At 54.4% G+C, this 26,767-nt stretch carries 24 protein-coding genes and 1 tRNA gene; 10 read left to right on the top strand and 15 right to left on the bottom strand.

Annotated features, from left to right (window positions below; all coding sequences use genetic code 11):
• Position 1 precedes the first annotated feature (1 nt).
• From ftsX to HRU87_RS00670, 5 genes are all read right to left on the bottom strand, one after another.
• Entirely contained in the window at positions 2 to 916 is a 915-nt protein-coding gene (gene ftsX, locus HRU87_RS00690; protein WP_173493060.1) for a permease-like cell division protein FtsX, read from the bottom strand.
• Entirely contained in the window at positions 913 to 1,656 is a 744-nt protein-coding gene (gene ftsE / locus HRU87_RS00685) for a cell division ATP-binding protein FtsE (RefSeq protein WP_173493059.1), read from the bottom strand. The genes ftsX and ftsE overlap by 4 nt, the downstream gene beginning before the upstream one ends.
• A 49-nt stretch (positions 1,657 to 1,705) precedes the next feature.
• Positions 1,706 to 2,812, bottom strand: coding sequence for a peptide chain release factor 2 (gene prfB, locus HRU87_RS00680; RefSeq protein WP_173493058.1), 1,107 nt, complete (start codon positions 2,810 to 2,812; stop codon positions 1,706 to 1,708).
• Positions 2,813 to 2,864: 52 nt separating this feature from the next.
• Positions 2,865 to 2,954 (bottom strand) — tRNA-Ser (locus HRU87_RS00675).
• A gap of 20 nt (positions 2,955 to 2,974) precedes the next feature.
• Positions 2,975 to 3,418, bottom strand: coding sequence for a nucleoside deaminase (locus HRU87_RS00670; RefSeq protein ID WP_246247287.1), 444 nt, complete (start codon positions 3,416 to 3,418; stop codon positions 2,975 to 2,977).
• Positions 3,419 to 3,461: 43 nt separating this feature from the next.
• On the opposite strand from HRU87_RS00670, the gene HRU87_RS00665 reads away from it, so the two are divergent.
• Positions 3,462 to 4,235 (top strand): glycosyltransferase, encoded by a 774-nt coding sequence (locus tag HRU87_RS00665; RefSeq protein ID WP_173493057.1) that lies wholly within the window; start codon positions 3,462 to 3,464, stop codon positions 4,233 to 4,235.
• 20 nt (positions 4,236 to 4,255) lie between these two features.
• Positions 4,256 to 4,903, top strand: a complete 648-nt coding sequence (upp, locus tag HRU87_RS00660) for a uracil phosphoribosyltransferase (RefSeq protein WP_173493056.1) — start codon at positions 4,256 to 4,258, stop codon at positions 4,901 to 4,903.
• On the opposite strand, the gene HRU87_RS00655 is transcribed toward upp, so the two are convergent.
• The 3 genes from HRU87_RS00655 to HRU87_RS00645 form a co-directional block, all read right to left on the bottom strand.
• Positions 4,900 to 5,841 (bottom strand): GDP-L-fucose synthase family protein, encoded by a 942-nt coding sequence (locus HRU87_RS00655; RefSeq protein WP_173493055.1) that lies wholly within the window; start codon positions 5,839 to 5,841, stop codon positions 4,900 to 4,902. The two genes, upp and HRU87_RS00655, sit on opposite strands and share 4 nt — an antisense overlap.
• Complete coding sequence (gene gmd / locus HRU87_RS00650; RefSeq protein WP_246247284.1) at positions 5,841 to 6,881, bottom strand: GDP-mannose 4,6-dehydratase; 1,041 nt, start codon at positions 6,879 to 6,881, stop codon at positions 5,841 to 5,843. The genes HRU87_RS00655 and gmd overlap by 1 nt, the downstream gene beginning before the upstream one ends.
• 72 nt (positions 6,882 to 6,953) lie before the next feature.
• Positions 6,954 to 9,515: a beta strand repeat-containing protein gene (locus HRU87_RS00645; RefSeq protein ID WP_173493054.1), complete on the bottom strand. Its 2,562-nt coding sequence runs from the start codon at positions 9,513 to 9,515 to the stop codon at positions 6,954 to 6,956.
• Between the two features lie 282 nt (positions 9,516 to 9,797).
• On the opposite strand from HRU87_RS00645, the gene HRU87_RS00640 reads away from it, so the two are divergent.
• Complete coding sequence (locus tag HRU87_RS00640) at positions 9,798 to 10,520, top strand: response regulator transcription factor (protein WP_173493053.1); 723 nt, start codon at positions 9,798 to 9,800, stop codon at positions 10,518 to 10,520.
• Positions 10,521 to 10,570: 50 nt separating this feature from the next.
• On the opposite strand, the gene HRU87_RS00635 is transcribed toward HRU87_RS00640, so the two are convergent.
• Both HRU87_RS00635 and HRU87_RS00630 read right to left on the bottom strand, forming a co-directional pair.
• Positions 10,571 to 12,970: a beta strand repeat-containing protein gene (locus HRU87_RS00635; RefSeq protein ID WP_173493052.1), complete on the bottom strand. Its 2,400-nt coding sequence runs from the start codon at positions 12,968 to 12,970 to the stop codon at positions 10,571 to 10,573.
• A gap of 170 nt (positions 12,971 to 13,140) precedes the next feature.
• Complete coding sequence (locus tag HRU87_RS00630; protein ID WP_173493051.1) at positions 13,141 to 14,595, bottom strand: RNA polymerase sigma factor; 1,455 nt, start codon at positions 14,593 to 14,595, stop codon at positions 13,141 to 13,143.
• Between the two features lie 78 nt (positions 14,596 to 14,673).
• Between HRU87_RS00630 and HRU87_RS00625 the strand changes: the two genes are divergently transcribed.
• Genes HRU87_RS00625 through HRU87_RS00605 form a run of 5 tightly spaced genes read left to right on the top strand, consistent with a single transcriptional unit; the run spans position 14,674 to position 20,245 of the window.
• Complete coding sequence (locus HRU87_RS00625) at positions 14,674 to 15,990, top strand: UDP-glucose dehydrogenase family protein (protein WP_173493050.1); 1,317 nt, start codon at positions 14,674 to 14,676, stop codon at positions 15,988 to 15,990.
• Positions 15,983 to 16,924, top strand: a complete 942-nt coding sequence (locus HRU87_RS00620) for a glycosyltransferase family 2 protein (RefSeq protein ID WP_173493049.1) — start codon at positions 15,983 to 15,985, stop codon at positions 16,922 to 16,924. The genes HRU87_RS00625 and HRU87_RS00620 overlap by 8 nt, the downstream gene beginning before the upstream one ends.
• Positions 16,925 to 16,940: 16 nt before the next feature.
• Positions 16,941 to 18,698: a polysaccharide pyruvyl transferase family protein gene (locus HRU87_RS00615; RefSeq protein WP_173493048.1), complete on the top strand. Its 1,758-nt coding sequence runs from the start codon at positions 16,941 to 16,943 to the stop codon at positions 18,696 to 18,698.
• A 3-nt stretch (positions 18,699 to 18,701) separates the two neighbouring features.
• A complete protein-coding gene (locus tag HRU87_RS00610; protein ID WP_173493047.1) occupies positions 18,702 to 19,472 on the top strand; it encodes a hypothetical protein in 771 nt (256 codons plus the stop codon).
• Entirely contained in the window at positions 19,472 to 20,245 is a 774-nt protein-coding gene (locus tag HRU87_RS00605) for a glycosyltransferase family 2 protein (RefSeq protein ID WP_173493046.1), read from the top strand. Before HRU87_RS00610 ends, HRU87_RS00605 begins: the two co-directional genes overlap by 1 nt.
• Here the strand turns inward: HRU87_RS00605 and HRU87_RS00600 are convergent, their stop codons facing one another.
• A complete protein-coding gene (locus tag HRU87_RS00600; protein WP_173493045.1) occupies positions 20,246 to 21,535 on the bottom strand; it encodes a S8 family peptidase in 1,290 nt (429 codons plus the stop codon).
• Between the two features lie 81 nt (positions 21,536 to 21,616).
• Here HRU87_RS00600 and galU point away from each other — a divergent pair, with 81 nt between their 5' ends.
• Complete coding sequence (gene galU / locus HRU87_RS00595; protein WP_173493044.1) at positions 21,617 to 22,516, top strand: UTP--glucose-1-phosphate uridylyltransferase GalU; 900 nt, start codon at positions 21,617 to 21,619, stop codon at positions 22,514 to 22,516.
• Here the strand turns inward: galU and HRU87_RS07200 are convergent.
• Genes HRU87_RS07200 through HRU87_RS00580 form a run of 3 tightly spaced genes read right to left on the bottom strand, consistent with a single transcriptional unit; the run spans position 22,503 to position 25,480 of the window.
• Complete coding sequence (locus HRU87_RS07200; protein ID WP_173493043.1) at positions 22,503 to 22,646, bottom strand: DUF2256 domain-containing protein; 144 nt, start codon at positions 22,644 to 22,646, stop codon at positions 22,503 to 22,505. The two genes, galU and HRU87_RS07200, sit on opposite strands and share 14 nt — an antisense overlap.
• A 25-nt stretch (positions 22,647 to 22,671) precedes the next feature.
• Entirely contained in the window at positions 22,672 to 24,348 is a 1,677-nt protein-coding gene (locus tag HRU87_RS00585) for a hypothetical protein (protein WP_173493042.1), read from the bottom strand.
• Between the two features lie 43 nt (positions 24,349 to 24,391).
• Positions 24,392 to 25,480 (bottom strand): DUF3048 domain-containing protein, encoded by a 1,089-nt coding sequence (locus HRU87_RS00580; protein ID WP_173493041.1) that lies wholly within the window; start codon positions 25,478 to 25,480, stop codon positions 24,392 to 24,394.
• Between the two features lie 65 nt (positions 25,481 to 25,545).
• Between HRU87_RS00580 and HRU87_RS00575 the strand changes: the two genes are divergently transcribed.
• Positions 25,546 to 26,184: a DedA family protein gene (locus HRU87_RS00575; RefSeq protein WP_173493040.1), complete on the top strand. Its 639-nt coding sequence runs from the start codon at positions 25,546 to 25,548 to the stop codon at positions 26,182 to 26,184.
• Here HRU87_RS00575 and HRU87_RS00570 read toward each other — a convergent pair.
• Positions 26,177 to 26,761, bottom strand: coding sequence for a nucleoside/nucleotide kinase family protein (locus HRU87_RS00570; RefSeq protein ID WP_173493039.1), 585 nt, complete (start codon positions 26,759 to 26,761; stop codon positions 26,177 to 26,179). The genes HRU87_RS00575 and HRU87_RS00570 overlap by 8 nt on opposite strands.
• Positions 26,762 to 26,767: the final 6 nt, after the last annotated feature.

The raw sequence follows: 26,767 nt of genomic DNA, 5'->3' as shown, positions 1-26,767 counted from the left end.
GTTAGGTCCTGAGGTAGCGGTGGATGGAAAGGGCCGAGGAAAGAATTGCCAGGGCTGATCCAACGCCAATCAGGTAGGGAGTAATCATAAGGGCATCCGCCACAGTAAAGAAGCTGGTGAACGCCAGCTGCTGAGCCAAGAAGCCGGTCACAAAGTAGTGGGTGATGGCAACCGTGACAGCGGATGCCAAAGCACCGCCCATAACCGCAGCCAAGAGTCCCTCCAGCACAAACGGCAGCTGAATCGAAAACTTTGATGCACCAACCAGGCGCATGATGGAAATCTCACGCCTTCTGGAGTGCGCGCTGAGCCGGATGGTGGTTGCAATCAGCAGTGTTGCACTGAGCAACATCACGGCCGCTACTCCTCCGGCAAGGAGGCTTCCGGCATTGAGGAAACTAAAAATCTCATCGAGGTAGCTGCGCTGATCCTTGATTTCCTCAACGCCATCTAAACCCGAAAAACTCTCAACGATTAGCTCAGATTGGGTTGGGTCTTTGAGATTAACCCAGTAGGCCTCATTGAGCTGCTCTGCGGTTATGTACTGCGCCGCCTGGGAGTCAGCAAACTGCTCTATGAACTTGGTGTAAGCATCGTCCTTTGACTCAAAGTAAAACTCTTCGATGTAGGGGCTTAGGACATCGGACTGCAGCTGCTGCTTGATTGCAATCTTTTGGGTTTCGGTTACACCACCTGCCGGGCAGGCCTCCTCAGGAGAGAAATCACTGCACAGGTAGACCGCGACCTGAGCGCGGTCATACCAGTAGGTCTTCATCTGGGTGATCTGTAGCTGCAGCAACAAAGTCACGGCCAAGAAAGTCAATGAAACAAAGGAAACCAAAATGATCGAAATGATCATCGAGAGATTAGAGCGAATCCCCGCCCACATCTCGGAGAGTATGAAACCTAGCTTCACGCTTCACCGCCAAAACCAAATGGGCGGTCTTGAATCAAATCAATCGCATCAGAGGGAATCTCTCGATAGGAAGCGGTTTGAGCATCTCGGACAATCTGCCCAGCTCTGATCTCAATCACTCGCTTTTGCATGCGGTCCACAATCCCACGGTCGTGAGTTGCCATCACTACAGTGGTGCCGGAGAGGTTAATCCGCTCCAAAAGGTTCATAATTTCGTTGCTGGTTGCAGGGTCCAGGTTTCCAGTTGGCTCATCAGCCAAAAGCACATCTGGGCGATTCACCAGCGCCCTGGCTATCGCCACTCGCTGCTGCTCTCCACCGGAGAGCGCACTTGGCAGCCGGTCCGCTTTTTGGGCCAGGCCAACCAGCTCTAGAACATCTGGAACCGCGGTCTCAATAAACGCCCTTGGCTTGCCAATTACCTTCAGGGCAAATGCCACGTTTTGGTAGACGCTCTTATTTGGCAGCAGCCTAAAATCCTGAAACACCACTCCGAGCTTTCGGCGGAAGTGAGCCACCTTGCTGCTTGATAGCCGATTGAGGTTCTCCCCGAGAACTAACACCTCACCGGAGTCAACGCGCTCCTCACGAATCATTAGGCGCAGCAGGGAGGACTTCCCGCTCCCCGAGGTTCCAACCAGGAACACAAACTCCCCGCGCTGGATGTCAAGCGAAACCCCACCCAGGGCAGGTGCGTCAGCACCCTTATAGGTCTTGGTTACGTTCTCTAGGCGAATCATGCTTTGAAAAGACTAAACGGCGCTAAAGCTATTGCTCGGTTGCCACGGCCTAGCGGCCGATGCCCGCCCGCCACTTCAGCCCCGCTGAAATGAAACCATCCAGATCACCATCAAAAACCGCATCCGGGTTATTTACTTCGTATTCGGTTCTGAGGTCTTTGACCATTTGGTAGGGAGCGAGAACGTAGGAGCGCATCTGCTCGCCCCAGCTGGCCTTAACGTCTCCAGCCAGCTCTTTCTTCTTGGCATCTTCTTCAGCCTTCTTGACGGCAAGCAATCTCGACTGCAGCACTCTGAGAGCGGATTCCTTGTTCTGTAGCTGGCTCTTCTCGTTTTGGCAGGAGACCACGATTCCGGTTGGGAGGTGAGTGATGCGAACCGCTGAGTCAGTGGTGTTCACGGACTGACCTCCAGGCCCTGAGGACCTAAAGACATCAATTCGGATATCCCCCTCAGGGATATCGATCACATCGGTGGTTTCAATAAGCGGAACAACTTCCACGGCAGCAAAAGAGGTTTGTCGCTTCCCTGCAGAATTAAACGGACTCATGCGAACTAGGCGGTGAGTGCCGGACTCGACAGAGAGTGAGCCGAAGGCAAATGCCGCATCCACCTCAAAGGTTGCGCTCTTGATCCCAGCCCCCTCGGCATAAGAAATATCAAGAACAGTGGTTTTCATGGACTGCTTTTCGCAGTAGCGCAGATACATCCGCATCAGCATCTCTGCAAAGTCAGTGGCGTCGTCTCCCCCGGCACCAGAGCGAATGGTGACAATCGCCCCGCGCGAGTCATACTCACCGTTCAACAGCGTCTCAACCTCAAGCGAATCAATGGCCTGTGTCAGCAGGCGCAGTTCATGTCTAACTTCAGCCTTAGCCTCAATGTCATTTTCAGCATTGGCCAGCTCCAGCAAAACCTTTAGATCATCAAGCCTTGAAACCGCACCGTCTAGCTTTTGACGCTTAGCCTTGAGCCGAGACAGCGCACTGGTAACGCGTTGGGCTTTCTCCTGGTCATTCCAAATGTTGGGATCCGCTGCCTCAGCCTCCAGGGCATCAATCTCAGCCGCAAGCTCGTTGGGCTTAGACACAGCCAAGACCGAGGTGAGCACCGATTCGAGTGCTACAAGATCCTCGGTGAGGTCTAGTTCTGCCAATTGCAATCCTTAAACACCAATGGAGAAAGCAGCTTGCTTTCTCCAAATCTGATGGCGGTGACGGTGGGATTTGAACCCACGGTGGACTTTCACCCACACAACTTTTCGAGAGTTGCACCTTCGGCCGCTCGGACACGTCACCGGGGGAAAGCTTAGCAAACCTCAGCGTTTAGCCTCAAAGAACTCTTTTAGCACCCTGGAGCACTGCTCCTCCAAGACGCCGGGGATAACCTCGAGGGGCTTTCCCAGCCTGGAATCTCGCAGCACATCGTAGATTGAGCCAGCAGCCCCAACCCGCTCGTCCCACGCCCCAAAAACCACCCTCGGAATCCTGGCTGCAACAATCGCCCCCGCACACATGACGCAGGGCTCCAACGTCACAAACAGTGTGGTTTCCTCGAGCCTCCAATCTCCGCCAGCAGCGGCAGCAGCCCGAATGACCTCAATCTCGGCATGAGAGGTTGGGTCTGACTTTTGCTCCCTGAGGTTATGGCCAACAGCAAGCACCTCACCGGCACTGCTAACCAGCACGGCACCAACCGGCACTTCGCTGCCCGCTAGGGAAGCCTGCTCTAGGGCAAGGTGCATGTATTTCTCTAGGTCCACTCATGAATCCTAAGGTTTAGTTCTTCTGGGATACCATCGACCAGTGAGCAAAATAGCCTTTGTCATCCCCACCGCCTACACCAGGCCGGAGTATTTGCCACTCGCTATAGATTCCATAATCTCTCAGCAAACCAGCCACGAAATCAAAGTATTGATTGGTTGCCCCCAGTCAAAACTCGAGCAGGTTAGGGCAGTCCTGCCAGCGGGTGTTGATCTGGTGGCAGAAGACCCAAACGGTGGTCTGGCATCAAAACTTCACAAACTTTTGCTTCAGGCCCTGGTCGGTTGCGACTTTGTCGCCTGGCTCGGTGATGACGATCTGCTCACCCCAGGAAGCGTTCACGCGGCAATTGCGGCTCTAGAGCAAAACCCAACGGCAGCAATGGTTTACGGAGGCTGCGACTACATAGATGCTCAAGGCAAAAAAATGTTCACCAATGCCAGCGGCCCCTGGGCCGCCAAGATTCTAAGTTTTGGACCCCAGCTGATTCCGCAACCGGGATCAATCATGAGATCCAGCGCCTATCTGGAATCCGGTGGGCTCAGTGATGAGTTCAATCTGGCATTTGATTTTGATTTGTTCTTAAAGCTCTCCAACGTGGGGCCAATCATTTTCACCAACCAGGTGCTCGCCCAGTTCCGTTGGCATCCAACTTCCCTCTCCGTGAGAAAACGCATGACCAGCGTCACCGAGGCAAGCAAAGTCAGGCGTAAGCACTATGGACCAGCAATGAAGCTGCTCTGGCCAATCTGGGAACCGTGGGTAATCCTAGCCACCTGGCTGGCAGGCAAGTTGGTCAACTTTAGATTTAGGTAAAAAGCTGGCAGAGTATCGGCATGCAGCTTCTAATAGCCAACCACCCACTGATCTCCCACAAAATCAGCATCCTACGAGACATGGCAACCCCATCTCCAATCTTTAGATTGCTGGTTGAGGAACTCGTCACCCTGCTGGCTTACGAGGCGACCAGAGACGTGAGGGTAGAGAGCGTTGAAGTTCAAACTCCGCTCACCACAACCAAAGGCCTCAAGCTCTCCAAGCCCAGGCCGCTAATTGTCCCCGTGCTCAGAGCTGGGCTTGGAATGCTTGAGGGCATGACAAAGCTGCTCCCAACCGCCGAGGTTGGGTTCTTGGGGATCAAGCGCAACGAAGAAACCCTGCAGCCCTACACCTATGCGAATCGACTTCCAGATCAGCTGGATAACCGACAGGTGTTCATTATTGATCCGATGCTCGCCACGGGTGGAACACTGATTGACTCAATCGACTACATCTTTGACCGCGGAGCATCGAGCGTCACCTGCGTATGCCTGCTGGGGGCCCCAGAGGGCGTTAGAGCGGTTGAAGAGCACCTAGCCAGCAAGTGGCAGGGACGAGAGGTAAAAATCGTTCTGGGTGCCCTCGACGAGAAGCTAAATGAGGTTGGCTACATCGTTCCAGGCTTAGGAGACGCAGGCGATCGCCTCTACGGCCTAGCAGACTAGAACCGACTGCGGTAATCGGCGATAGATCTTGCGATTCCCTCACGCAGTGAGGTCTTTGCCTTCCAGCCCATTGACTCAATGAGGGAGACATCGAGAAGCTTTCTGGGGGTTCCATCCGGCTTAGCGGTGTCCCAAAGAGTCTCGCCCTCGTAGCCAATGAGCTCGGCTACCATTTCGGCCAATTCTTTGATGCTCAGGTCTTCGCCAGAGCCAACATTCACATGGCTGGCGTCGTCGTAATTCTCCAGAAGAAACAACGCAGCCTCTGCAAGGTCATCAACATACAAAAACTCTCGCAGCGGTGTTCCGCTGCCCCAGTTCGTCACAGTTGGAGCACCGCTAAGCCGAGCCTGCTCGTATCTGCGTATTAGCGCCGGAAGAACGTGAGAGCCCTGCTCCGAGTAGTTATCGCCCGGTCCGTAAAGGTTTGATGGCATGGCAGAGATCCAAGCTCTGCCATGCTGGCGGCGGACCGATTGAACCTGGGTGATTCCAGCAATCTTGGCAATCGCATAAGCGTCGTTTGTGCTCTCGAGGTGACCAGTGAGCAGAGCATCTTCGGGAATGGGCTGCGGAGCAAACTTTGGGTAGATGCAACTTGATCCCATGAACAAAAGTCGCTCAACACCATGCTGCTGGGCAGCGTCCATAACATTCACTTGAATTTGCAGGTTCACACTCAAAAAGTCTGCAGGGTAGGTGTTGTTCGCCAGAATCCCACCAACCTTGGCGGCAGCCAAAACCACATACTCTGGCTTGTGCTCAGCAAAGTACTCAAAAGTTGCTAATCGGTCAGTGAGGTCTAAATCTCTTGAGCTCTCACCAATGACTGAGGTGAATCCTGAGGCTTCAAGGTGACGTTTGATTGCCGAGCCAACCATGCCGTTGTGGCCAGCAACATAAAAGGTTGCCGAGCGGTCAAGAGCAAACTGTGGCATCAGAGAAACTTAGGCTTATCAATCCAGTGAGAGCCCTCATGGCTGAGAGCCTCGACATCTGCCTCAACCATGATCTTTGCCAAATCTGGAGTTAGAGTCTGAGCTTTCCATCCAAGTTCTCGTTCAGCCAAGGAAGCATCTCCAATTAGAGCGTCAACCTCGGTTGGGCGAAGGTAACGGGAATCAAAATCCACGTAGTCCTGCCAGCTCAATCCAATGTGCTCAAAGGTGTAGTCAAGGAAGTCCCTGATGGTGGCGGCATGACCAGTTGCCAGCACGTAGTCCATTGGCTTATCGTGCTGCAGCATTCGCCACATTCCTTCAACGTATTCGGGGGTGTAACCCCAGTCTCGAACAGCATCAAGATTTCCAAGGTAGAGCTTGCTCTGCAGACCAGCCTTAATCTTTGCCGCGGCCCTAGTGATCTTTCGAGTAACAAATGTCTCACCACGGCGAGGTGACTCGTGATTAAACAGAATGCCATTCACAGCAAAGAGTCCGTAGGCCTCTCTGTAGTTCTTGGTCATCCAGTATGAGTAAACCTTCGCCGCACCATAAGGAGAGCGTGGGTAAAAAGGCGTCTCTTCGTTCTGAGGCGGAGGAGTAGCGCCAAACATCTCAGAGGACGAAGCCTGGTAGAAACGACTCTGGGGTGAAACCAGCCTCACAGCCTCAAGAACTCGCGTGGTTCCGACTCCGGTGATGTCACCCGTGTACTCCGGCTCATCAAAGGAGACTCTCACGTGAGACTGAGCGCCAAGGTTGTAGATCTCATCTGGCTGTAGTTCAGCAATCAAGGACACCAATCTTGAGCCATCAGATAGATCACCGTAGTGCAGGAGCAATCGAGGAGAACCGTCATGGCGATCCTGATAAAGGTGATTTATACGAGAGGTGTTAAATGTCGACGCACGGCGGATCAGACCGTGAACCTCGTAGCCCTTATCCAGCAATAGCTCGGCGAGGTAAGAGCCGTCTTGGCCGGTAATTCCAATAATCAGTGCTTTTTTCAAATCGATGTCCTTTGGAAACTGGTTCAAGCCTACAAGGCAACGAAAAACATTAAATGGAAACCGGGTGGGATTGCTCCCACCCGGTTTCGGTTAGTTCAATTACTTGATGGTTAGGGTCTGGTCGTTCTGCAGCTGACCGTCAACCCACACCTTGACCGGCACAGTTGCGCCGACCTTGCTCTTGCGAGAGAAGGTGTAGTTGTCGTTCAGTGAGACGTACTTGTACCACTTGCCACCGACCTTGACAGTAACGGTTGATCCCTTGGCGTTCTCAACACGGACTGCCCAACGGCCCTGGAAGGAACCGATGACTGCGTTGGCCTCCACGGTAACTTCCTGGACCACGATGGTCTTGGTGGAAGTGATTGCGGCCTTGGCAGTTCCATCTCCATCGCCATCGTAGGAAGCAGTGAATACAACGCTGCCCTCATCCTTCGAACCAAGCAATACGTTAAGGGTAGCCTCACCGGTCTTGCTCAGCTTGGTTGGAATGGCGCTGACAAATCCAGGGCCGGTTACGGTCACGGAGAATGCCTCACCGTTGGCGTCATCTGCTGCAACTGGGTTGCCGAACTTGTCAGTTAGCTTCACAGTTGCGCGGATGGTGGTGCCTGGGGCTGCAATGTCACCGGTAGCGTTAGTGGTTACTGCCAAGACGGTACCCGACGAGGTTGCAGCAGCAACGTAGTACAGGTCAACAGCCTTGGTAGCTGCACCAGATGCGATGGTTACGGTCTTCTTGCCGGTCTTCTGAGCGTAGACGGTAGCTGAGTATGATCCAGCAGCGTCAGTTACTACAGTCGCGGTGCCAGTGGTGTAAACCAAACCAGCAACGTTGAAGAACAGGTCAGAACCAGTAAGGGTCACGGTTGCACCGGCAACAGCGTTTCCACTTGCGTCAGTCACGATACCGGTCAGCAACTTGCCCCCGTCAAGAGAGGATGCAGCTGACTCACCTAGGCGAGTGTCAGCGTTCTTCCAATCCTTGGTGGTCAGGGACAGGGTAGCTGCGTCTGAAGTTCCAAGACCAGTCGAGGTCTGCGAAACAGCTGCAGGTACTCCAGCGGACGACACCTTCAGGGTAATGTTCTCAGCGGTTAGGCCGCTCACCAGGGCGCCATCTTTGGTGACATTAGCAGTCAAGTTGTAGGTGGCAGCTGTCGAGTAGCCTGGGAAGGTAACAGTTGCCTTTCCAGCGGATACTCCGTTGGAAACGGTGATTGCACCCTGGTCAACACGCACAGCGTAGCCCGATCCAGAGATTAGGGCACCGTAAGTGTCCAGAACTGCAAAGGTCAGGTCAACGGCGGTGCTCTTGGCAACGACGATTACCGGGGTAACGCCAGTCGCAATTGCAACGTTGGTTAGCTTGACGGATGCAGCTTCTGCTTCCTTGAAGGTAACAGTGGTGGTTACTGCTGCAACACCAGGGGTGGAAGCAGCAACGGTGAACGAAGTGTCCTTCTTGATTCCTGCAAGGCTGATTTCGATGGTAGCGATACCGTCCGCGTCAGTCGTAGCGGTGAAGGAACCGTCCTCGATCTTTCCAGTGTTTGGGAACTTGATGCTGGTGGAACCAACGGTCAAGACGCTACCTGCGTCCATTCCGGCTGCACCAACTTCGGTCACCTTGAATGTCATGGTCTGATCCTTGACTCCAACGGCACCTGAATCCGTAAGTGCTGCTGCGGTCAACTTCAAAGTGGTTGCAGTTGGCGAAACAGTGATTCGGCTGCCAGATACCTTGGTGTTGGTGGTGGTTGCAGATGCGCTTACGCCGTTGATCAGTGCAACGGAAGTTGCACCAGTCTGGCGAACGATTTCAGAACCGATGTTGGTCAGAGCGGAATCAACCACAGACGTGTAGCTTGCAGAGGCTGCGTAGCTGTACTTCGCGGTAGCAGAAACCGAACCGGAGGACGAGAACGAAGTTGCATTCACTCCCCACGAAGCAGAAGTCGCAGTTGCCTTGAACTTGGCTGCTGTGGTGTTGTAGGAGGCGGTAACTGCGTCAGATCGAGTTGCAACTTCCTTGAAGGTGAAGTGAATGGTTCCATTCAGAGCCTGCATGTTGATGTCGTTTGATGAAACGAATGCATCGATGCTGGTTGCACCTAGGGCAGGAGTTGCGAACTCAGTGGTCCAGGTGATGTTGTCACCGTCTACGAAGTTCACAGAGATTGCTGAGGACGCATAGGTGTCATCCACCTCGCCGTCACCATCAGCGTCAAGCCAAGCAACAACAGTTACTGTCTCAGAAGCAGAGGTGTAGGTTGCACCATCGACAGCCAAGGACAGCACGGTGGCGACACCGGCAGACTTGGTGACCGAGGAAATCACGTTGCTGGTGGTTCCAGCAGACAGTGCGGTCGCGTTGGTGTTGCCAGCTGGGCTGGCAGTTGCAGTGTTGTACTTCAAGGTGATTGAACCATCAGTGGTGACCTTGAACTTCAGGTTTGAAATTAGGTCCTGGGAGATGCCATCGGTGTAAACCCTGATGTCCATGCGGTCGTTAACTGGCACCGCATAGGTGGAGCCCTTGTTCGGCTCTACATTCAGGCCTACAGCCGCCTGTGCAGGAGCAGAAACAGTCAAGCCTGCGAAGGCTAGGACTGCTGCAGCTGCAGCGGCAATTCCCTTACGAGAATCGGTCTTGAACATTAGTTCTCTTTCTTTCTTGGTTTCCCTAATAAACATGGGTCTAGAAGGGTTGTAAGAGCGCGTTACCACCAACCAAGCAGGAGATACCCCACCCTTACAGTGTTAGGTAACCAGAGGGGGGTTGGAGTCGTTACTAAGGGCTCAGTACCTCAAACTGGACTTGTCTATTTGTTGTCTGGACAACACCGAAATGGGGGACTCACCCGCTCTCGCCTTGTCATTTTGTCCGTGCAACAGTTCTTACATGGCCATTACGACCCCCCCCCAGCGGCTGGAGGAGCCTTGCCCACTGAATATGAATTTGATCTAGTAGAGAACTACACCGACCTGGTGACCGCATCTGTTTCGGCATCCGAAATGTGTAAAAAGCTTGTGCACTCAAAGCTCTCGGGAAACCAGACGGTTGGGGCACAACTGCTAGCCATCGACAACCAGGCTCGTTTCGGCCTGGTTGGAAGCTACGGAAAAACCGTCCAGTTTGGAAACCTCTCAGTTTGGGACGAGCACCCGTTCAGCGAGACAGTAAGAAATGGTGAAACCAACCATGTTTCACACCACGAGCCAGATGGCTCTGAAGTCAAGGTTTTGGCGATTCCGCTGTTGAAAGGCCAAGAGCCCGTCGGCCTAATGGCCGTGGTCTCAAACCCTTCAGCCAGCGAGCCTCCCTTTGGAAAGGTTTCGACCCTGGCGCTCAAGACCCTTTCGAAGATCACAGCGCTCTGGCTTGACTCTCTAGGCCTTGCCAAGTCGAGCGGAAGCTTCTCAACGCAATCCGGAGGTTTTGAGCAGGCGTCTCCTGAGACTCTCACATCGAGGCAGATGCTGATCCTTCAAGGCTTGGCAGATGGCAAGACCAACGCCCAGATCGCTCAGGAGATGATTCTCTCTGAGTCAACTATTCGCCAGGAAACCGTGAAGATCTTCCGAGCTCTCGGAGTTCACGGCAGAGCGGAAGCAGCTAAGCGCGCCATTCACCTCGGGCTAATCCTAAAAGCTGCCATTTAAAGTGCAGTGCCCCTTGGCAATCCAAGGGGCACTGGGTTTAGTAACTGTAATTACTTGATGGTTGTGGTCTGCTCGTTCTGCAGCTCACCGTTGACCCAGACACGGACCAATACGGAAGCGCCGACCTTGCTCTTGCGAGAGAACACGTAGTTGTTGTTCAACGCGGTGTAGCGGTACCACTTGCCACCGACCTTGACGCTTACAACCTGACCCTTGGCGTTCTCAACGCGAACTGCCCAACGGCCCTGGAATGAACCGATTACAGCGTTAACCTCTGCAGCTCCGACCGTTACGGTCTTGGTTGCGGTTACTGCTGCCTTAGCGGTTCCAGTGCCATCTGCGTCGTAAGTTGCAGTGAATACAACCGAGCCAGCGTCAGCTGATCCGAGTAGAACTGCGACAGTTGCCTCACCGTTGCTGTTTAGCTTGGTTGGCATTGCTGCTACAGCAAAGCCAAGCCCGGTTGCGGTTACTGAGAAGTCCTCGGTGCCAGCGTTGTCTGCAGCAACTGGGTTGCCGTACTCGTCAACTAGCTTGATGGTTGCAATCAGGGTTACACCTGAGTCAACACGGTCGTCTGCGGTAACAGTCAGGGTCTTACCTGCGGTTCCAGCAGCAGCAGCCGGGGTGATTACGGTGGTCTTGGTTGCGGTTCCAACGGTGTAGGTCACGGTCTTTGCACCGACGGTCTTTACGTATGCACTTACAGTAAAGTGTCCGCTTGCGTCAGTGTTCAGGGTGATCGAACCAACCGAAGTTGCAGTGTCGCCAGTCTTTGAGAACTCAACACCGGTTCCGGTTACGGTAACGGTTGCACCGGCGTTGTTTACAGAACCAGTTAGCTCAACTGCGTTGTCTAGCTTCACACCGCTGGTGATTGCACGCGAAATGGTTGCGCTTGCAGTTGCAGCAGGAGAAACGTCGAATGCGTCAGCGGTGCTGGTAGCCAACAGAGCGATTGCCGAAGCGGTGGTTACACCAGCTACGTCAGACCAGTTCAGCGTGCTGCTGTCCTGAGACTGAATCGAACCGTTGGTTACGTTTGAAGACACGTTGTTCGAGGTGGTAGCAGTGAAGCTCACTGCTGCCTTGCCACCGGACAGGTTGGTGTACTTGGTGGTTCCGTCGTAGCTAGCAACAACGCGGTAAGCGTTGGTGGTTAGCGCGCCCCACTGGTCCTTGACCTGGTAGTTCACGGTTACAGCTGCACCAGGTGCTGCCTTTAGGTAGCCGTGATCGGTCGAAGATACGGTCCAGGTTGGAGTCGCGAACGAAGCAACGAGGTTGTTGGTGGTGTTGTTCTGGCTCTTCACAATGAAGGTGACAGTCTCGGAGGTTACGAAACCAGCTGGGGTTACGTTGACCAGTGCCTCACCGTTAGCGTCGGAAGTCAACGAAAGAGTTGGCAAGCTGGCGTTTGTGGTGTAGGTGGTTCCGTTGACGGTCAGGCTCTTGGTGCTGGTCAGGGTCGCGCTGGTCGATACCTGAACAGATACCGCAGCACCGGCCACTGCAACTGCACCAGAAGCTGAAGAGGAAACGATTGCCTTGACAGCAAATGCGCTGTTTAGACGAGCAATAACAGCGTCAGAGCCGTTTGCCTTCAAGTTGTCTCCGACAACACCAGAGGTGGTGACGCGTAGAACGCTCTTGTTGGTAACGGTCATGGTTGCTGAAGAAGCACCGATCTTCACCGAGCGGTAGCTAACAGCTGCCGAAACGGTTGCGTCCTTGGCCAATGACAGGCTGTCGGTCGAAGTAAATACTCCGCTCGAAGCAGCAACTGCGGTAGCTAGGTCAGATCCGCTAACGGTGAACTTGACGGTGATGTCAGAACCGGTTAGCTGGTCGGTGTTGATGTCGGTCAGAGTCGCGGTTGCCTTGACGGCGGTGTCGCCCTCTGCACCCTGAGTTACAGCCACGGTTGAGGTGACGTCAGAGTACTTCTTGAAGGAAACGGTGCGCTCTGCTACGAATTCGCCAGAGTCTAGGGAGTCGTTGCTGTTTGAGTCGATGAAGGCAGAAACCTTTACGTCAACTGATGCAGAAACGGAATTTGCGCCAACAATTGCAATGGATAGCTTGTTTGGCACGGTTGCGGAAGTCGCGGCCGGAGCAACAACGAAGCTGGTGGTGGCAGATGCGATTGCATTTGCGGAGCCAACTGCGGTTACTGCAGAAGTGGTTGCGGTAGCTGAGTAGCTAACTGCAGATCCGCTTGCCTTCTCGATCTTGTACTTAAGCTGGGCAATGTTTCCAGCTACCTGTCCAGGAGCGAGGCTAGCGAGCAGATCGAACTTCTCGGTCACGAACGTCGTGGTGGAAGTACCGGCTAGGGGAGCTAGGACAACTTCGCCAGCTGCCTGTGCTGGTGCAGAAACTACACCGGACAGGACCAACGAGAGACCTGCACCAATAGCTAGACCCCTACGAGTCGAGTTCTTGAACATTCGTTCTCTTTCTTTCTTGGTTTCCAGGAACCCATATGGAGCGCCTGGTTTGAGAGCGAGCAACCACCAACCAAGCAGGAGATTACGCACCCTCTAGACAAAGCTAACGGACTTGTTGTCCGGACATTACGCAATTGTCCGAGATTCACCAAAAAAGATTTGGAGGGTTTTTAGCTGCGTGGGGTGAGGTTAAGAGATGAGGAAATCAGGTTTCCCTGCGGGTCAACCTTTATGACAATCTGAACTCCGGACCTTGAGACCTGGGAGTCTTCGATTGCCAGGTAGCCGAACTTGCCTTCGGTGTCACCAATCAGCAGGTCAGTAGAGATGTATGAAAGGGTCGTAATGCCGGACTCATCAACCTTTTTCTCGGCGAAATCTACCTTGGGCACAGCGGCGAAGGTGTTCCCTCTGACGGTTATCGAGAACCAGGTGAACTGAATGCCCGCCTCGGTGCCGAGGTCATAGGCCACATTCGCACTGAGGCCCTTGTCGTTGGTGAGGGTCAGGGTGCCCGAAGGAGCAATCTGCTGGCTGGAAGCCTGGGTTTGACTTGCGCTACTGAGAGTCTTGACCGCCAGCCTTCCGAGCTGAGTCTGCATGGCCTGAATATTGGGGTCAACCTTGGATACCTCGGTTGCCTCAGCCGCTGGAGCACTAACAACTGAAGCGACCTGCGCCACAAACACTTCCGTCTCTTCAGCTGCAACCTCAGTTACAACCTCTTCTGCTACTTCAGTGCTCTCGATGGCAGCCGGCTCTTCAGCCGGGGCTGCAGGTTCAACCGGTTGCTCAGCAACCGGGGTTGGCTCTGAGGCTGCGATGATCTGCTGGGTTTGACCCGAAAGGTTTGGCACAACGCCGATGGCAATTGCTAGGACAAGAAGGAATGCTCCGGCAGCCGAGATGTATTTGCCGCTCTCGGCAGCTGCCTTTCTGGCAGCGATTGACAGGATTTGAGAAATTGACTTGCCCTGGGTCTCGGCTTCTCCGACCAGGGCCTTCTTGAAGGATGCGCGGGAGCGGAACAGCAGCTGGCGGAAAGCGTTCTCGGTGAGGCCCATCTGAGCGGCAACAACCTCGGTGCTCTTCTCTTCGTAGAGGGTGGCGATCAGGGCTTCGCGCTGACGAGGCTGGAGCTTGGCAAGAGCGAGGCTGACGATGGCGGCATCATCGGCGTGCTCAAGGCCCTCGCTCATCTCAGGGAGTTTGGCTGCAAATTCTGGTTGCTCATCGATAGGTGCAAAAGATGCTCGGCTGTTGGCCCGAATAACATCTAGGCAGAGCAGCCTGACTTTCCACTTAAGGAATTTCAATACTCCAAGCTCAGAATCGAGCTCAGGGAGTGTGGTCATGAGGTATAGGAACGCATCCTGCACCACCTCTTCAACCTGAGAGGGGTTTACGAGAAAACGCTTCGCGTGGCGCTCTAGGTGCGGGCGAAAGCGAACGTAGATGCTCGCAAAATCCTTGGCAGTCCAGTCCTTGAGAACCGCAGGGGTGAGCGAATCAGCAAAGTGATCCTTGAACTCGGGTAGCCCAAACTCCTCGTCAGACTCCTGGTCCAGGAGCTGCTCGAGTGGATCTTCTGCGTAGAGATCTTCGTTTGGATTTTGATTGGCCATCGCTTCCAATATACGCAAGCTGTCAATAGCCGTTACGGTCAGCTAAAAGTTTGGGTTTGCCAAGTAAACTCTGGCCTCGTGAAGGTAACAGTTATTGGACTTGGTTATTTGGGGGCCACACACGCCGTTGCAATGGCGGAGCTGGGTCACGAGGTGATCGGCATTGAGCCAGATCCCCGCAAACTATCGGCGCTTAGCCAGGGAGTGCTGCCCTTCCACGAACCCGGTCTGGACACCGCGCTGACCAAAACGCTGGCCACCGGAAAGCTCACCTTCAAAGCCGCACACGATGCCGAGTCGGCAGCCTCAGAGATTTTCTTCATCTGCGTCGGCACGCCGCAGCGCGCCGGCAGCGATGCTGCCGACACCTCATATGTGATTTCAGCTGCCGAGGATTTGGCCCGCTGGGTTGGCAGGGATGCGGTTGTGGCGGGAAAGTCAACCGTTCCGGTTGGCACCGCGGCCGAGCTAAAAAAACGCATGGACGCGATTGCCGGATTTGATGTTCACCTGGCGTGGAACCCGGAGTTCCTGCGAGAGGGCACCGCACTGGAGGATTCGCTTCGACCAGACCGGATCGTGGTGGGGACCTTTGACCAGCACAGTGTTCAGGTAATCAAGAACGTATACGCTCCAATCCTTGAGAGTGGCACCCCCTTCCTCGAACTGGATGTCCCAACCGCTGAGCTTGTGAAGGTTGCGGCCAACGCGTTTCTGGCGACCAAAATCAGCTTTATTAACGCCATGGCTGAGGTGGCGGAAGTTTCTGGAGCGGACGCCGTGGCACTTGCCAAGGCGATTGGTTACGACGAGCGCATCGGGAACAAGTTCCTGAGAACGGGAATCGGTTTTGGTGGCGGCTGCCTCCCCAAGGACATCCGAGGCTTTATGGCTAGGGCTGACGAGCTTGGAGTTGGTTCGGCAGTTGAATTCTTGAGAAATGTGGACCAGGTTAACCTGCGCCGCCGAGACAGGGTTGTTTCCTTGGCAAACACCGAGCTGGGCGAGGTTTCCGGCAAGGCGATCACCATGCTTGGCATTTCGTTTAAGCCAGATAGCGATGACCTCAGGGACTCCCCCGCCCTGGAGATCGCACAGCGACTCCAGGCTCAGGGCGCCCATCTAACTGTGCACGATCCGGTTTCACTTGTGCCGCTCGCTTCGCGAGCGCCGGAACTTAGCTCCGAGCAGGATCTGATGGCGGCGGTCAAGAGTGCAGACCTGGTGATTCTGGGCACCGAGTGGAAGCAATACCGCGAGGTAGACCCCGCAGAGCTTGGTGAGCTAGTAAAGACCAAAACGGTCATTGATGGCCGCAATGTACTTGATGTAGCAAGGTGGCAGCAGGCTGGCTGGAAGGTCATTGCCCTGGGACGAAACATTCAAAATGGCTAAGAAGCTGGTGAATGTCTCCTTCGTTATGCCGGTGCTCAACGAGGAGCATTACCTAGCCCAAGCCGTTGACTCGGTCTTCACCCAAAAGCTCAAGGGTGAGATGGAGCTGGTTGTTGCCCTGGGTCCCTCAAAAGATCTCACCAACGAGGTGGCAAAAAAACTAAAGCGCAAGTACGGCGCCAAATTGCAGCTGGTTCACTCAACCGGCCTCACCTCAAGGTCCCTCAACCTTGCGATTGAAAAATCTAAATACGAGGTGGTGCTAAGGGTTGACGCCCACTCCGCGCTGCCTGAGGGCTACGCCCAACTGGCAGTAGAGATCCTCAACCAGACTGGCGCTGCAAATGTGGGCGGCATGATGGTCGCCAAGGGTAAGACGGACTTCCAATCCGCTGTCGCCTACGGCTACAACAACCGCATCGGCTTAGGTGGTGGGTCATTTCACATCGGCGGTGAAGCCGGCCCTGCCGAGACCGTTTACCTCGGAGTCTTTCGTAAGTCGGCGCTGCAGGAAGTGGGCGGGTTCTCCGAGTCTTGGGTGCGAGGGCAGGATTGGGAGCTAAACCAAAGACTGCGCGCCAAGGGTTTGGTGGTGTGGTTTGACCCGCGGCTTCAGGTTGACTACTTCCCCAGAAGCAACTGGGAGTCGCTGGCTAAGCAGTTTTTCAAGACCGGCATGTGGCGGGGGGCGCTGACTCGAGAGAATCCTGCCGGAAGCTCCATCCGATACTGGATTCCACCGATACTCGTGATGGTTACCGTGTTTTGGTTCCCGATTTGGATTTACCTGCTTGCGATCGGCTTTGTTGCGCTGCGAGCCATGGCGATCACCATCAACCAGAAGCTCTGGTTGATGGTTGTGCTCCCAACCATGCACTACGGCTGGGGCGCGGGTTTTTGGTGGGGGCTATTTAGGGGTATTAAAAGGCCCTAGCTGGTAGATTTCACGCGTGAGTAACCGCGACGTAGTGATCTGTAGTTTCTATACCCCCGATGAGTATTACGGCGGTCACGCCAGAGAGCTCAGAGAGCAGCTAACCGCCATCGGCGTTGGCCACGAGCTACTGGAAATTCAAAAGAACCCAGGTGAAGACTGGGCCGACGTCACCCGCCGCAAGATTGGCTTTATTCGCGACATCTGTCACAAGCACCCCGACAAGATGGTGTTCTGGATCGATGTTGACTGCCGCATCACTCACCTACCGGACTACATCTCCAACACCACCGCAGACCTAATTGGTTTCCAGCGCAGCTTTGGTTCTCCGCTGCAGATTGGCTACCACAACCGCACCAGGTTTTGGGAGCCTAGCTTCTGGGGCGTAAACGCTACCGAGCAGGGCCGCAAGCTGGTTGAAGATGCCTACGAACTCGAGCAACGCGCCGATATCAAGGCCACCGACGACTACTTCCTTGAGGAAGCTTGGCGAGCAAATGCCAAGAAGCTCACTTTCCAGATGATCCCCGCAACCGCAATCGTTCGCGATCGCAAACTGGTTGAACCTGGCTCGAGAGACTCCTTCTTCGTCTTTGGCTCCTCGGGCAACGTGGCTGACTTCAAGGACAAGGTGGTGCAGCACGGCACCGGGTCCAAGACCTCAACCAAGAAGAAGCTCTTGAAGCAGGCCAAGAAGATTGAGAAGGCACTGCCGGACTCAATCAAGAAGCCACTGCGCAGACTTGCCGACTCAACCGGTGTAACCGGCCTACTCACCTCGGGCAAGGCCAAGAGCATTGACCCAGAGCGCTCCCGCATGGTTGGTGAGATGCTCGGTGGCGGTATCAAGGGTGACGCCCAACTCTTTGTGAAGGCCAGGGCTGAGTTTGAAAATAAGTACATCCCCAGCTTTGGTGAAGCTTCCATAATTCACGCCTCCGAGGCGTTCCTGAGCTATGCGGGTAAAGAATCCGACGATCTGATTCGCCTGGCCTGGTGGTCAAAGCCATTCCCCGGAAACTTTGGTGACTGGCTGAGCCCGCTGATTGTCTCCCACTACACCCCGGCCAGGATTACCCTGCAGTCCCCGGTGAAGCCAGCGGCCAAAAAGCACATCATTGCCCTGGGCTCAATTGGCCGCTTCATAAAGGCAAACTCCGTGGTCTTGGGAACCGGTATTTCAACAGATGACGTTGAGCTCAACCGCAAAGCTGACTACGTCTCGGTCCGCGGCCCAATCACCGCTCGGGTACTAAAAGAATCTGGTGGACCATCGGTTGAAAACTTTGGAGATCCTGGTCTTGCCCTCTCCAGAATCATTCCCGTGACCAGAGGTGAGACCAACGGTCGCATCGCGTTTATCCGCCACTTCTCTCACACCTCAATTCCAATGCAGCTGCCAGAGCACATGGATGAGCTTTCGGTCTTGATGTCAAAGCCCGACACCATTGCAGATTTCGTTGCAACCCTGGCTAAGTACGACAAGGTCCTCACCTCAGCAATGCACGTGATGATTACCTGCCAGTCCTACGGCATCCCCTGCGGTCTGGTTACCTTCGAGGGCTACGAGGAAAACGTTCACGGCTCAGGCATCAAGTATGAGGATTACGCACTGGGTGCCGGAGTTGAGGTCATGAATCCGCAGGTGGTTGGGCTTGACCTAAGCCGTCAGAACCTTGACAACCTGATCAGGGATATCCGGGTCAGCGAGGCAAAGAAGGATGAGGTCATTGAGCACATCCACCAGGCCCTTTCGAGGTTTGGGAAGAAGTAACCCTTGAGGAAAATCTTCTCCGAGCTCTTTGGTGCGGTAAAGCTCCTGGTGCCAACCAAGAGCTACCGCTTTCAGCTCTGGCTGTTGGTTTTCATTGCCGCTTTGATTCCAGTGACAGAACTGTTAGTTGCCAAGTTGTTCACGGACCTGGTTATCTCTGGTTCATCACTACCAACCGGTCAAATCATTCTTCAGCTCGGACTCTTTGCGGTGCTGTTCATTTCCACCAGAACCATCAACTACCTGCAGAAGACCTACCGCGTGAAATTCTTTGACAAGGCGTTCGGTGCCGACACAAGGGAGAAGAGCTCAACCAAGGAGTCTTGGGAGTGGGCAATGGGCCTTGAGCTGGTAAACGTGCTCTCGTTCATCACCCAGCTGCTGGTGATTGCAAGCTTCCTGGTGTTTCTCTCGCCAAACTTTGGCGCACTCAACTTTTTGCTGATTGCCATCGTGCTGCAGCTGATGGGTGTCATTTTCAAACGCCAACTCAAGAAGCAGCGCGGTTTCGTTGAGAAAAAACGAGCCAAGAAAGCTGTGACTCCAGCGGAGCGACTCGGTTCAAGAATTCAGCAGGCTGAGTTTGCGACCCTGATGGCTAGCTTCGGAGTTGTAGTGCTTTTGGCTGTGCTGATCTGGTTCAGCCTCGAAGGCTGGGTATCGCTCTCTAACTCCATCGTGCTGTTCCTGGCCCTAAGGCTGCAGAACACCACCTTCAGCTCGGTCTCGTCATCCCTGATGCGCTTTGCCAGGGCGAAGGCAAACAGCTTCTAATGATCAAGCTCACCCTGGGTTACTCGACCCTAGCCTCAAGAGTCGAGAGCATAGTTGAACCCCCGGTTCACGATAACTGGGAGAGTGTGCTGATTGTCCAAAACCCAAGCGGAGAGGCTTGGGAATCTAATCGAAGCAAGCAGCTAGCGTCTCGAGCCGACACCAGCTTCGAAATTCTTCAATCCAAAGGAGTGGCGAAATCTCGCAACCGGGCGATCTGGCTGGCTAGAGGTGAGTACCTGGTTTTCAGCGACGATGACATCACGTTTAGTGAGTCCGGCCTGGAGACTGCGCTTGAGTTTTTAGATCAGCATCCCGCCTACTCACTCCTGCTTGCCCAGGCGGTTGATGAAACTGGAGCCTTGCGAAAGCGCTATCCTTCCGGGGTGGCCGAGCTAAACAGCTTCAATAGCGCACGAGCCGCCACCTACGAAATGATCATCCGGGTCGATGCGGTTCGGCGCTTAGGCGTGGTCTTTGACGAGCAATTTGGGGCCGGGGCTGAGAACTACCTGGGTGATGAATACATTTTTATTGTTGACCTGATGCGCGCCGGGGGAAGGTGTGTCTTTGCTCCAATTACCATCGCCACCCACCCGACCGAGTCCTCGGGTTCGCGCTGGGGTTCGGACCGGGACAGAGTTGCAAGAGCAAAGATCTTCACCCGGGTGTTTGGTGTCTGGGCACCGTTTGTCAGGTTGCCTTTTGGCATCCGGAGGCTCAAAGAGCTGGGTGGGCTGGGAAATCTTCTGAAGTTTGTGTTTGCTAAATAACTACCTGGTCAAAACCTGGGTGCTTTTTAGCTTCACGCCATCGATGTAGACATCGACCGCAATGTTGTAACCGGCTCCGGTGAAGCGCTTGGTCAGGCTATAGCTCTTTCCCGCTTGGTTGGTGATCGGGTTGACAGTTAGCCACTTGCCGGCCACCTTTGCGGTGAGCTTGCTGCCCTCGTGGCCCTGGGTGTAGATCGCAACGTAACCGTTGTAGGCACCAACGGTGATTTTCTGCTCAACCACCGGGGCAACCGGTGCCTCGTTGATTGGAGTCTTGGCAAGCAGTGCCCTGGCCGCAGCCAAGTCAACCATTGGAACATCCTTGCGGACTACGTCATCAATCTTTTTGCCGGAGAGTTTCATGGCGCTGAGGATTACCTCGGAGTTCTGGTCTTTGAACTCCTGCTTCAAAAGCGCAAAACTGGCTGCCACCGAGGGGGCGGCTGCCGAGGTTCCGCTGGCCTGGGCATAGCCGTAGGTGCTGGCACTGATGGCGTATTCGGTTGCAAGCAGCTCGACCTTGGTGCTCATGGTGTTGTAGACAGCTATGTTTCCTGAGGAGTCAACCGAGCCAATCGATACGGCCTCGTCCAGGCAGGTTGGTGCCCATGACTCAGCGGAGTCAAGGTAGAAGCCGTTACCTGCCGCTGCGAAAGGAATGATTCCAACACTTCGCAGTCTCTTTAGCGATGCTCTAACGCCTGCGTAAACGGGGTTGGTGTTGCAGTTCAAAAGATCCTGGCGCGAGGACAGGCCGAGGATTCCAAAGCTCATTGAGACCGCAACGATGTTGTGCTTTTCGCGGTTCTCGTAAATGTAGTCAAGGGCTGCTACCACGGAGGCCGGTTGCATATCGGTGTTGGCCATCAGGAGCTTGGCCTGGGGGGCAATTCCTCCGGGCGCCAGCGTATTGGGCTTTCCGGCAACGATTCCCGCCACCATGTTGCCGTGGTCTTCCTCTTCGACCAGCCAGCCGCGAATTGCGCGCTGAGAGGCAGCTGCTACTCCGGTTTGAAAGCGCGTGCCGTTCGGGCAGCGCGAGGAGGAGTTGGACTGATAAACGCAAATTCCGTCTACGACTTGACCCTGAAAATATTCGTGATTCAGATTGACACCCTGGTCTATCAGGGCGATTGTCACGTTCTGGCCGAGATAGCCGGCATCCCACGAGGAGCTCACGTTCAGGGCGTCGTAGGCGGGCTCGTTTGTTAGAGCAGTGGCCGGGGCAGCGACGCCAAGCAAAACCATGACCGTGGTGACCAAACCGCCTAAAAATCGAACGAGCAAACGCTTCCCCTATGTCAGATTTGAAGAAAGACTAACTTTCATACATCAACATTTCCTGAGAGTTGAGTCTAGGCTTTAGCCATGACTCAGGGACGTTTTCAAGTAAACAAGGCTGTAATTCCGGTTGCAGGACTCGGCACCAGATTCCTCCCGGCCACCAAGGCGATGCCAAAGGAAATGCTCCCGATTGTCGACAAGCCGGTTATCCAATATGTGGTTGAGGAAGCCGTAACCGCAGGCCTGGCGGATCTTTTGATGATTACCGGAAGAAACAAGAATGCCCTGGAGAATCACTTTGACCGGGTGGCCGAACTAGAGCACGTGCTGGCCAAAAAAGGCGACGAGAAAAAGCTATTCGCCGTCCAAGAGTCTTCGCAGCTGGCTGACATCCACTACACCCGACAGGGCGACCCGCGCGGCCTCGGGCACGCTGTCCTGAGGGCCAAGAGCCATGTTGGTGAGCACAGCTTTGCCGTTCTTCTGGGTGATGACGTAATTGACACCAGAGACCCAATCCTTCCTCGCATGCTCGAGGTTCACGAGCAAACCGGCGACAACGTGATTGCCCTGATGGTTGTGCCAAAGGACCAAATTCACCTCTACGGCTGTGCATCGGTTGATGCCACCGATCAGTCCGATGTGGTTCAGGTGAACGGTCTGGTCGAGAAGCCAAAAACCGAAGAGGCGCCTTCAAACCTCGCCGTGATTGGACGCTATGTTCTGCGTCCAGAGATGTTTGACATTCTGGAGAAGACCGATCCGGGTCGTGGCGGGGAGATTCAACTAACCGATGCTCTCGAGTACGCGGTTGAACACCCTGAGGTTGCTGGAGGGGTTCGCGGCGTGGTCTTCACCGGTAGGCGGTATGACACCGGTGACAAATTGGACTTCATCAAGGCAACGCTCAAGATTGGTATTGACCGCGAGGACATTGGCTCCGACCTGCGCGGTTGGCTAAAAGAGTTCTCTAAAGATCTTTAGTCCGCTTGCACTTCTCAGAGCAAAACCGCACCTGATCCCAGGTCTTTTCCCACTTCTTGCGCCAAACCATGGGCCTGCCGCAGCGCTCACAAGGCTTCTCCGGGAGATTCTCTTTTTTGACTCCGCGCAATTGAAATCTCCAGGGTTTGTGGGCTTTAGTAACTTCGAAGCAAAGTTACCCCAGCTTTTTGCCCGGAGCCGGAAAGCGGCGCAACCACCGCTTCGGTCTTCAGATCTGGCCGCAACTTTTTCGCCGCTGCACAAACGGCAGTGGCTTGTTTCAGTGCCAGTTTGCGGTTGGCTTCCGAGCTAAATATCGAGGTGCAGGTTAGGCCAGCATTCTTCTGGACAGCCTTCAAGGTCTTAGAAAGCGCGGCTGCCTGCGACTTGCCTAGAGTTGATGAATTACTCGCAAAAGGCGCCAGAGCAGTAAGTGCGGGCTGGGTTAGTTTGACCCTAATTTTCTTTTGCGAGTAGGTGAAATTTTTAGCGCTGAGTCTGACGAAGCCCTGAGACTCGGAAACGAGTGTGGTTGCCACCACCTCTTTCCCAGCATCTGAAATCACCTGGACAGTGGCGGATACCGGTGCTTTGCTGAAGCCGTAAAGGCACCTGGCCACATCGGAGCGGAGCTGAAGGTCATACTCTCCGAGATTTAGGGTTTTGCCATCCTGTTTGTAGTGCAGCCCTGCAATGTCGTAGGTGAGGTAGCCAAAATTGTAAGTCGGGGGCGTGGCCTGGAATATTGGAGCATTTGAGGTCACCATCCCAAGTAGTCCCTTGTTGGGACCTAGGCAATCAGACCCTTCGTATCTTCCAATACCGAATGACCACTCAAAGTCGTCAAGGTAGGAGGTATCTCTGTGGTGCGCGGCGAAAGCCTGAACAATAGCCAAGGCTGATGGGGCCGAGGATAGATAGTTCCTGGTGCCGGTTGACCCCTTTTCCATGGGTTGGCACCAACTTGTTCCAAAACACAGAGCCTTCTGCTCTTTGTCGCCAAATTTGTCCCAGTCGATTTTGAAAAACACGCGGTGAGTTTCGCTCGGCTTAGCGCTAACCGAAACCACCTGAACCCCACCCTGCTTCTTCACGGTTAGGAGCGGGTCTGTGAGCCTTCCCTTGAAGAAACCGCTCCATTTGGTCGATAGGTGCAGCACAAGGTCAATTTGCCTTTTCGCAAGACGTTGGCGATCTTCGACATAGCAGTGGTAGCCATCGGTGTAATAACAGGTTTGATCTGCGGTGGCAGGAGAGCCGGATGCGGCTGATGCCCCCTCCTTGAGATTGAGACTGACCGCAGTTTCCACAGGGACTACGTCTACATCGAGAGCCCTGGTGAGGAAGTAGCGCTTATCTCGATCGTATTGGTACTCACCTCTGGAGCTCACGATAAAAAGCTCATCTCCGATGGAGGCCAGTGCTGGGCCTGAGCCACTGGGGAGAGTGTGGGCGGGTGAACCCGCCGTTTTTGCGCCGTCGAGGAAATATAGCTGTGCCTGCTGACCACCAATCACCACCGATTGGACGCAGTCGAATTTTTGAGTCTCGGAGCAAACTTCAAAGTTTAGGTTTGCCGAGATTTGCCTTTCATTAGTTCGCTCCAGCGAACATATTCCAGACCAGTCGCTACAACGCTGAGAATCATTTTTACCGCCGTAAGAGGTTATTCGAGAATCCCAGGGGCCAAAAGAGGCATCCTGCAGAGAGATGTACTGGTACTTGCTGGTGTCTATCTCCCCAGGCCCTAGGGCTCCAGTTGCGTTCGATACAGCCGGAGCAATTGGCAGAAGTCCCGCAACTAAAAGTGCCGACAGGAAGATTTTTTTCACGCTGCCCCCTCAGGCGATGATGTTCCTGAACGATAGCACTGTGTTACTCGCTCACGACCTCAGGTTCGGTGATTTTCAGCTTGGACTTGGGTAGGTCCATCATCTCCACCCAGGTATTTCCAATGGCAAGCGTTAGAGGTTCGCCACCCTCTAGGGAGAGCTTGATCGGGGCTTCACTTCCGGCCTTGGACCAGGTTCCCCTTAGGTAAAAACCGTCAGAGAAGACGTGCGCTACACCCTGGTTCTCAATCAGTTTGGCCTTTGGAATGGCTCCGTACTTAGGATCAACAAAGCTCAGGTCGTGCTCAACTTCCATCACCACTACGTTCTTTGCCACCACCTGGTCTCCACCTTCTTGAAGGTGCTCTGAACCATCCATCCACCTGATCCAAGCTGGCTCTGAGGAGGCTCCCCATGGGAAGGAGGCTGTACCGGGCATCCATGTTGAGCGAAGCTGCGGGTACTTGACTTCAAATTCAGTCACCGCTGTCCCCAACGAGACTGCGCTGGGAATCGCCGCAAATTCAAAACCTGCTTGCGGTGGGGTTTGCTCTGGATGCATTGACTGAAGCAGTTGCGCCCTGAAGAAGAGGTTCCAGGGGGCAACTCGGGACTTCTCGCGGTAGTAGGTGTCGTTGCTCTGCTCGGTGTCCTCGTCACTCATAACAAGGCCGGTGTCACGTGCAGCATTTTTGAATGGGCTCTGTCCACCGGAGTAAACAAAGACTCCGGAGTAGGGGTCAATGATGCTGGCATCCACTGGACGAACCGAACGAACCGGTCCAATGCTCTCTGGCATTCTCGAGTGCCAGACGGGCAGCAACCTGGTCATGCCACCTTCAACCCTGGTTACGTAAACTACGTCGGCATCGTTTAGAGCGAGCTGAGGCCGGCCGTTATAGGTGTTGTCAATCTTTGCTGAAACAGCAGGGAGCAATAGGTATGGGTTAGTGCCTTCGAGGTACTCAACACCGGTTAGCGGTGCTGTCAAAAAGACCGGCTCTGGTGTTGGCTCCTCGGTGACCGTTGCCGTTGGACTTGCGGTGGCGGTCGGTACGGGCTCCGGTGCTGAGCAGCCTGTTAGAACCAGGGCGGAGAGGACTAAAGCGGCGATCTTTGAACCATTTTGCATTTTTCCAAGTGTAGAGATGAAAGCCAGCTGAGTTTGCCCAAACACTCGCGGGGTAGACTTAGGCGGTGTTTCTAACCCCCTTCCGCGCCTCGGTGACCGACGACATCGTTGCTTGGTTTGACGTAATTGGGCCTGTGCTCTTTTACCTCGCGGTCTTTGGTTTGGTTTTCGCTGGAACCGGCTTGTTTGTTGGAGCCTTTATCCCCTTCATCACGGGTGACTCCCTAGTATTTGCCGCAGGCCTGATAGCCGCCGCCCACCAGGACAGCATCAACATTTTTGTAATGGCCATTGGAGTTGGAATGTCGGCTTGGCTTGGAGATCAGGTTGGATACACCCTGGGTCGGCACTTTGGCCGGCCATACCTCGATAAGCGCGAGGGGAAGTGGCTCAAGAAGGCGATTATTCGCTCGGAGCAGTTTTATGACCGCTACGGCTGGTGGTCGGTAGTTGTGGCCAGATTCGTTCCCTGGGCCAGAGTCCTGATTCCCGCAATCGCCGGCATCGGCAAAATGAACTACTACCAGTTCTTCAGCGCCAACCTGGTTGGGGCTGTGCTGTGGGGAGTTGGACTAACCCTCTCGGGATTCTTTGCCTACTCAATTCCATGGGTGAAGTCTTTTGTCTACGTGATCGCAATCGTGGTTATTTGCCTGAGCCTGATTGCCGGTTACCGAACCTGGAAAGCAAACCGCGTCAGCTAGTTAGCCTGATCTCTGCCAACGACTCAGATTTTTCCTGCTGATAAAACACATCCTCTTGCGCGGCCCAAATCGCCCAGTAATCATCAAAGCGACCCTGGTCACGCTCCTGCCAGCGCTGTTTTCTAAGTTGGTCATCCGCTTCGAGAAAAATCCTCAGGTCCGCTAACTCTGAACTTGCCCGCGAGAGGGCTCCGCAACCCTCGACGATCAGTGGTGTCCCGCCTTCAAACTCTCGGTGGCCATCCCCCGGCTCTGCGGGGTTGCCGCGCTTAGATTGCTCCCAATTCCAAATCTGCCAGTGGGCGATTTCGCCCTTTGCCAGTGGTGAGAGGATTTGCCTCACCAGGTAGTGAGAACCAGCCTCCAGTCCTTCCCAGCCCGGGTAGAGGTCATCCATGTGAATTACCCGGGGCGCCTGCTCAAGCTCTTTGAAAAGCCGGTTCTTTAGCTCTTTTGCGAGGGAGGATTTTCCGCTGGCAGCTCGACCGTCAATCAAAATCACCGGTGTGAGTTTTTTCTCCACCAGGCTAAGAACCCGCTTGGTTATGGTGTCTAACCCCTGGTGGAAATCTTGCATCTTTTG

This window comes from Aquiluna borgnonia (assembly GCF_013283855.1).
In the GTDB taxonomy this organism is placed as follows: Bacteria; Actinomycetota; Actinomycetes; order Actinomycetales; family Microbacteriaceae; genus Aquiluna; species Aquiluna borgnonia.
The sequence above is the reverse complement of the archived record's forward strand: the minus strand, read 5'-3'. Positions and strand labels throughout refer to the sequence as shown.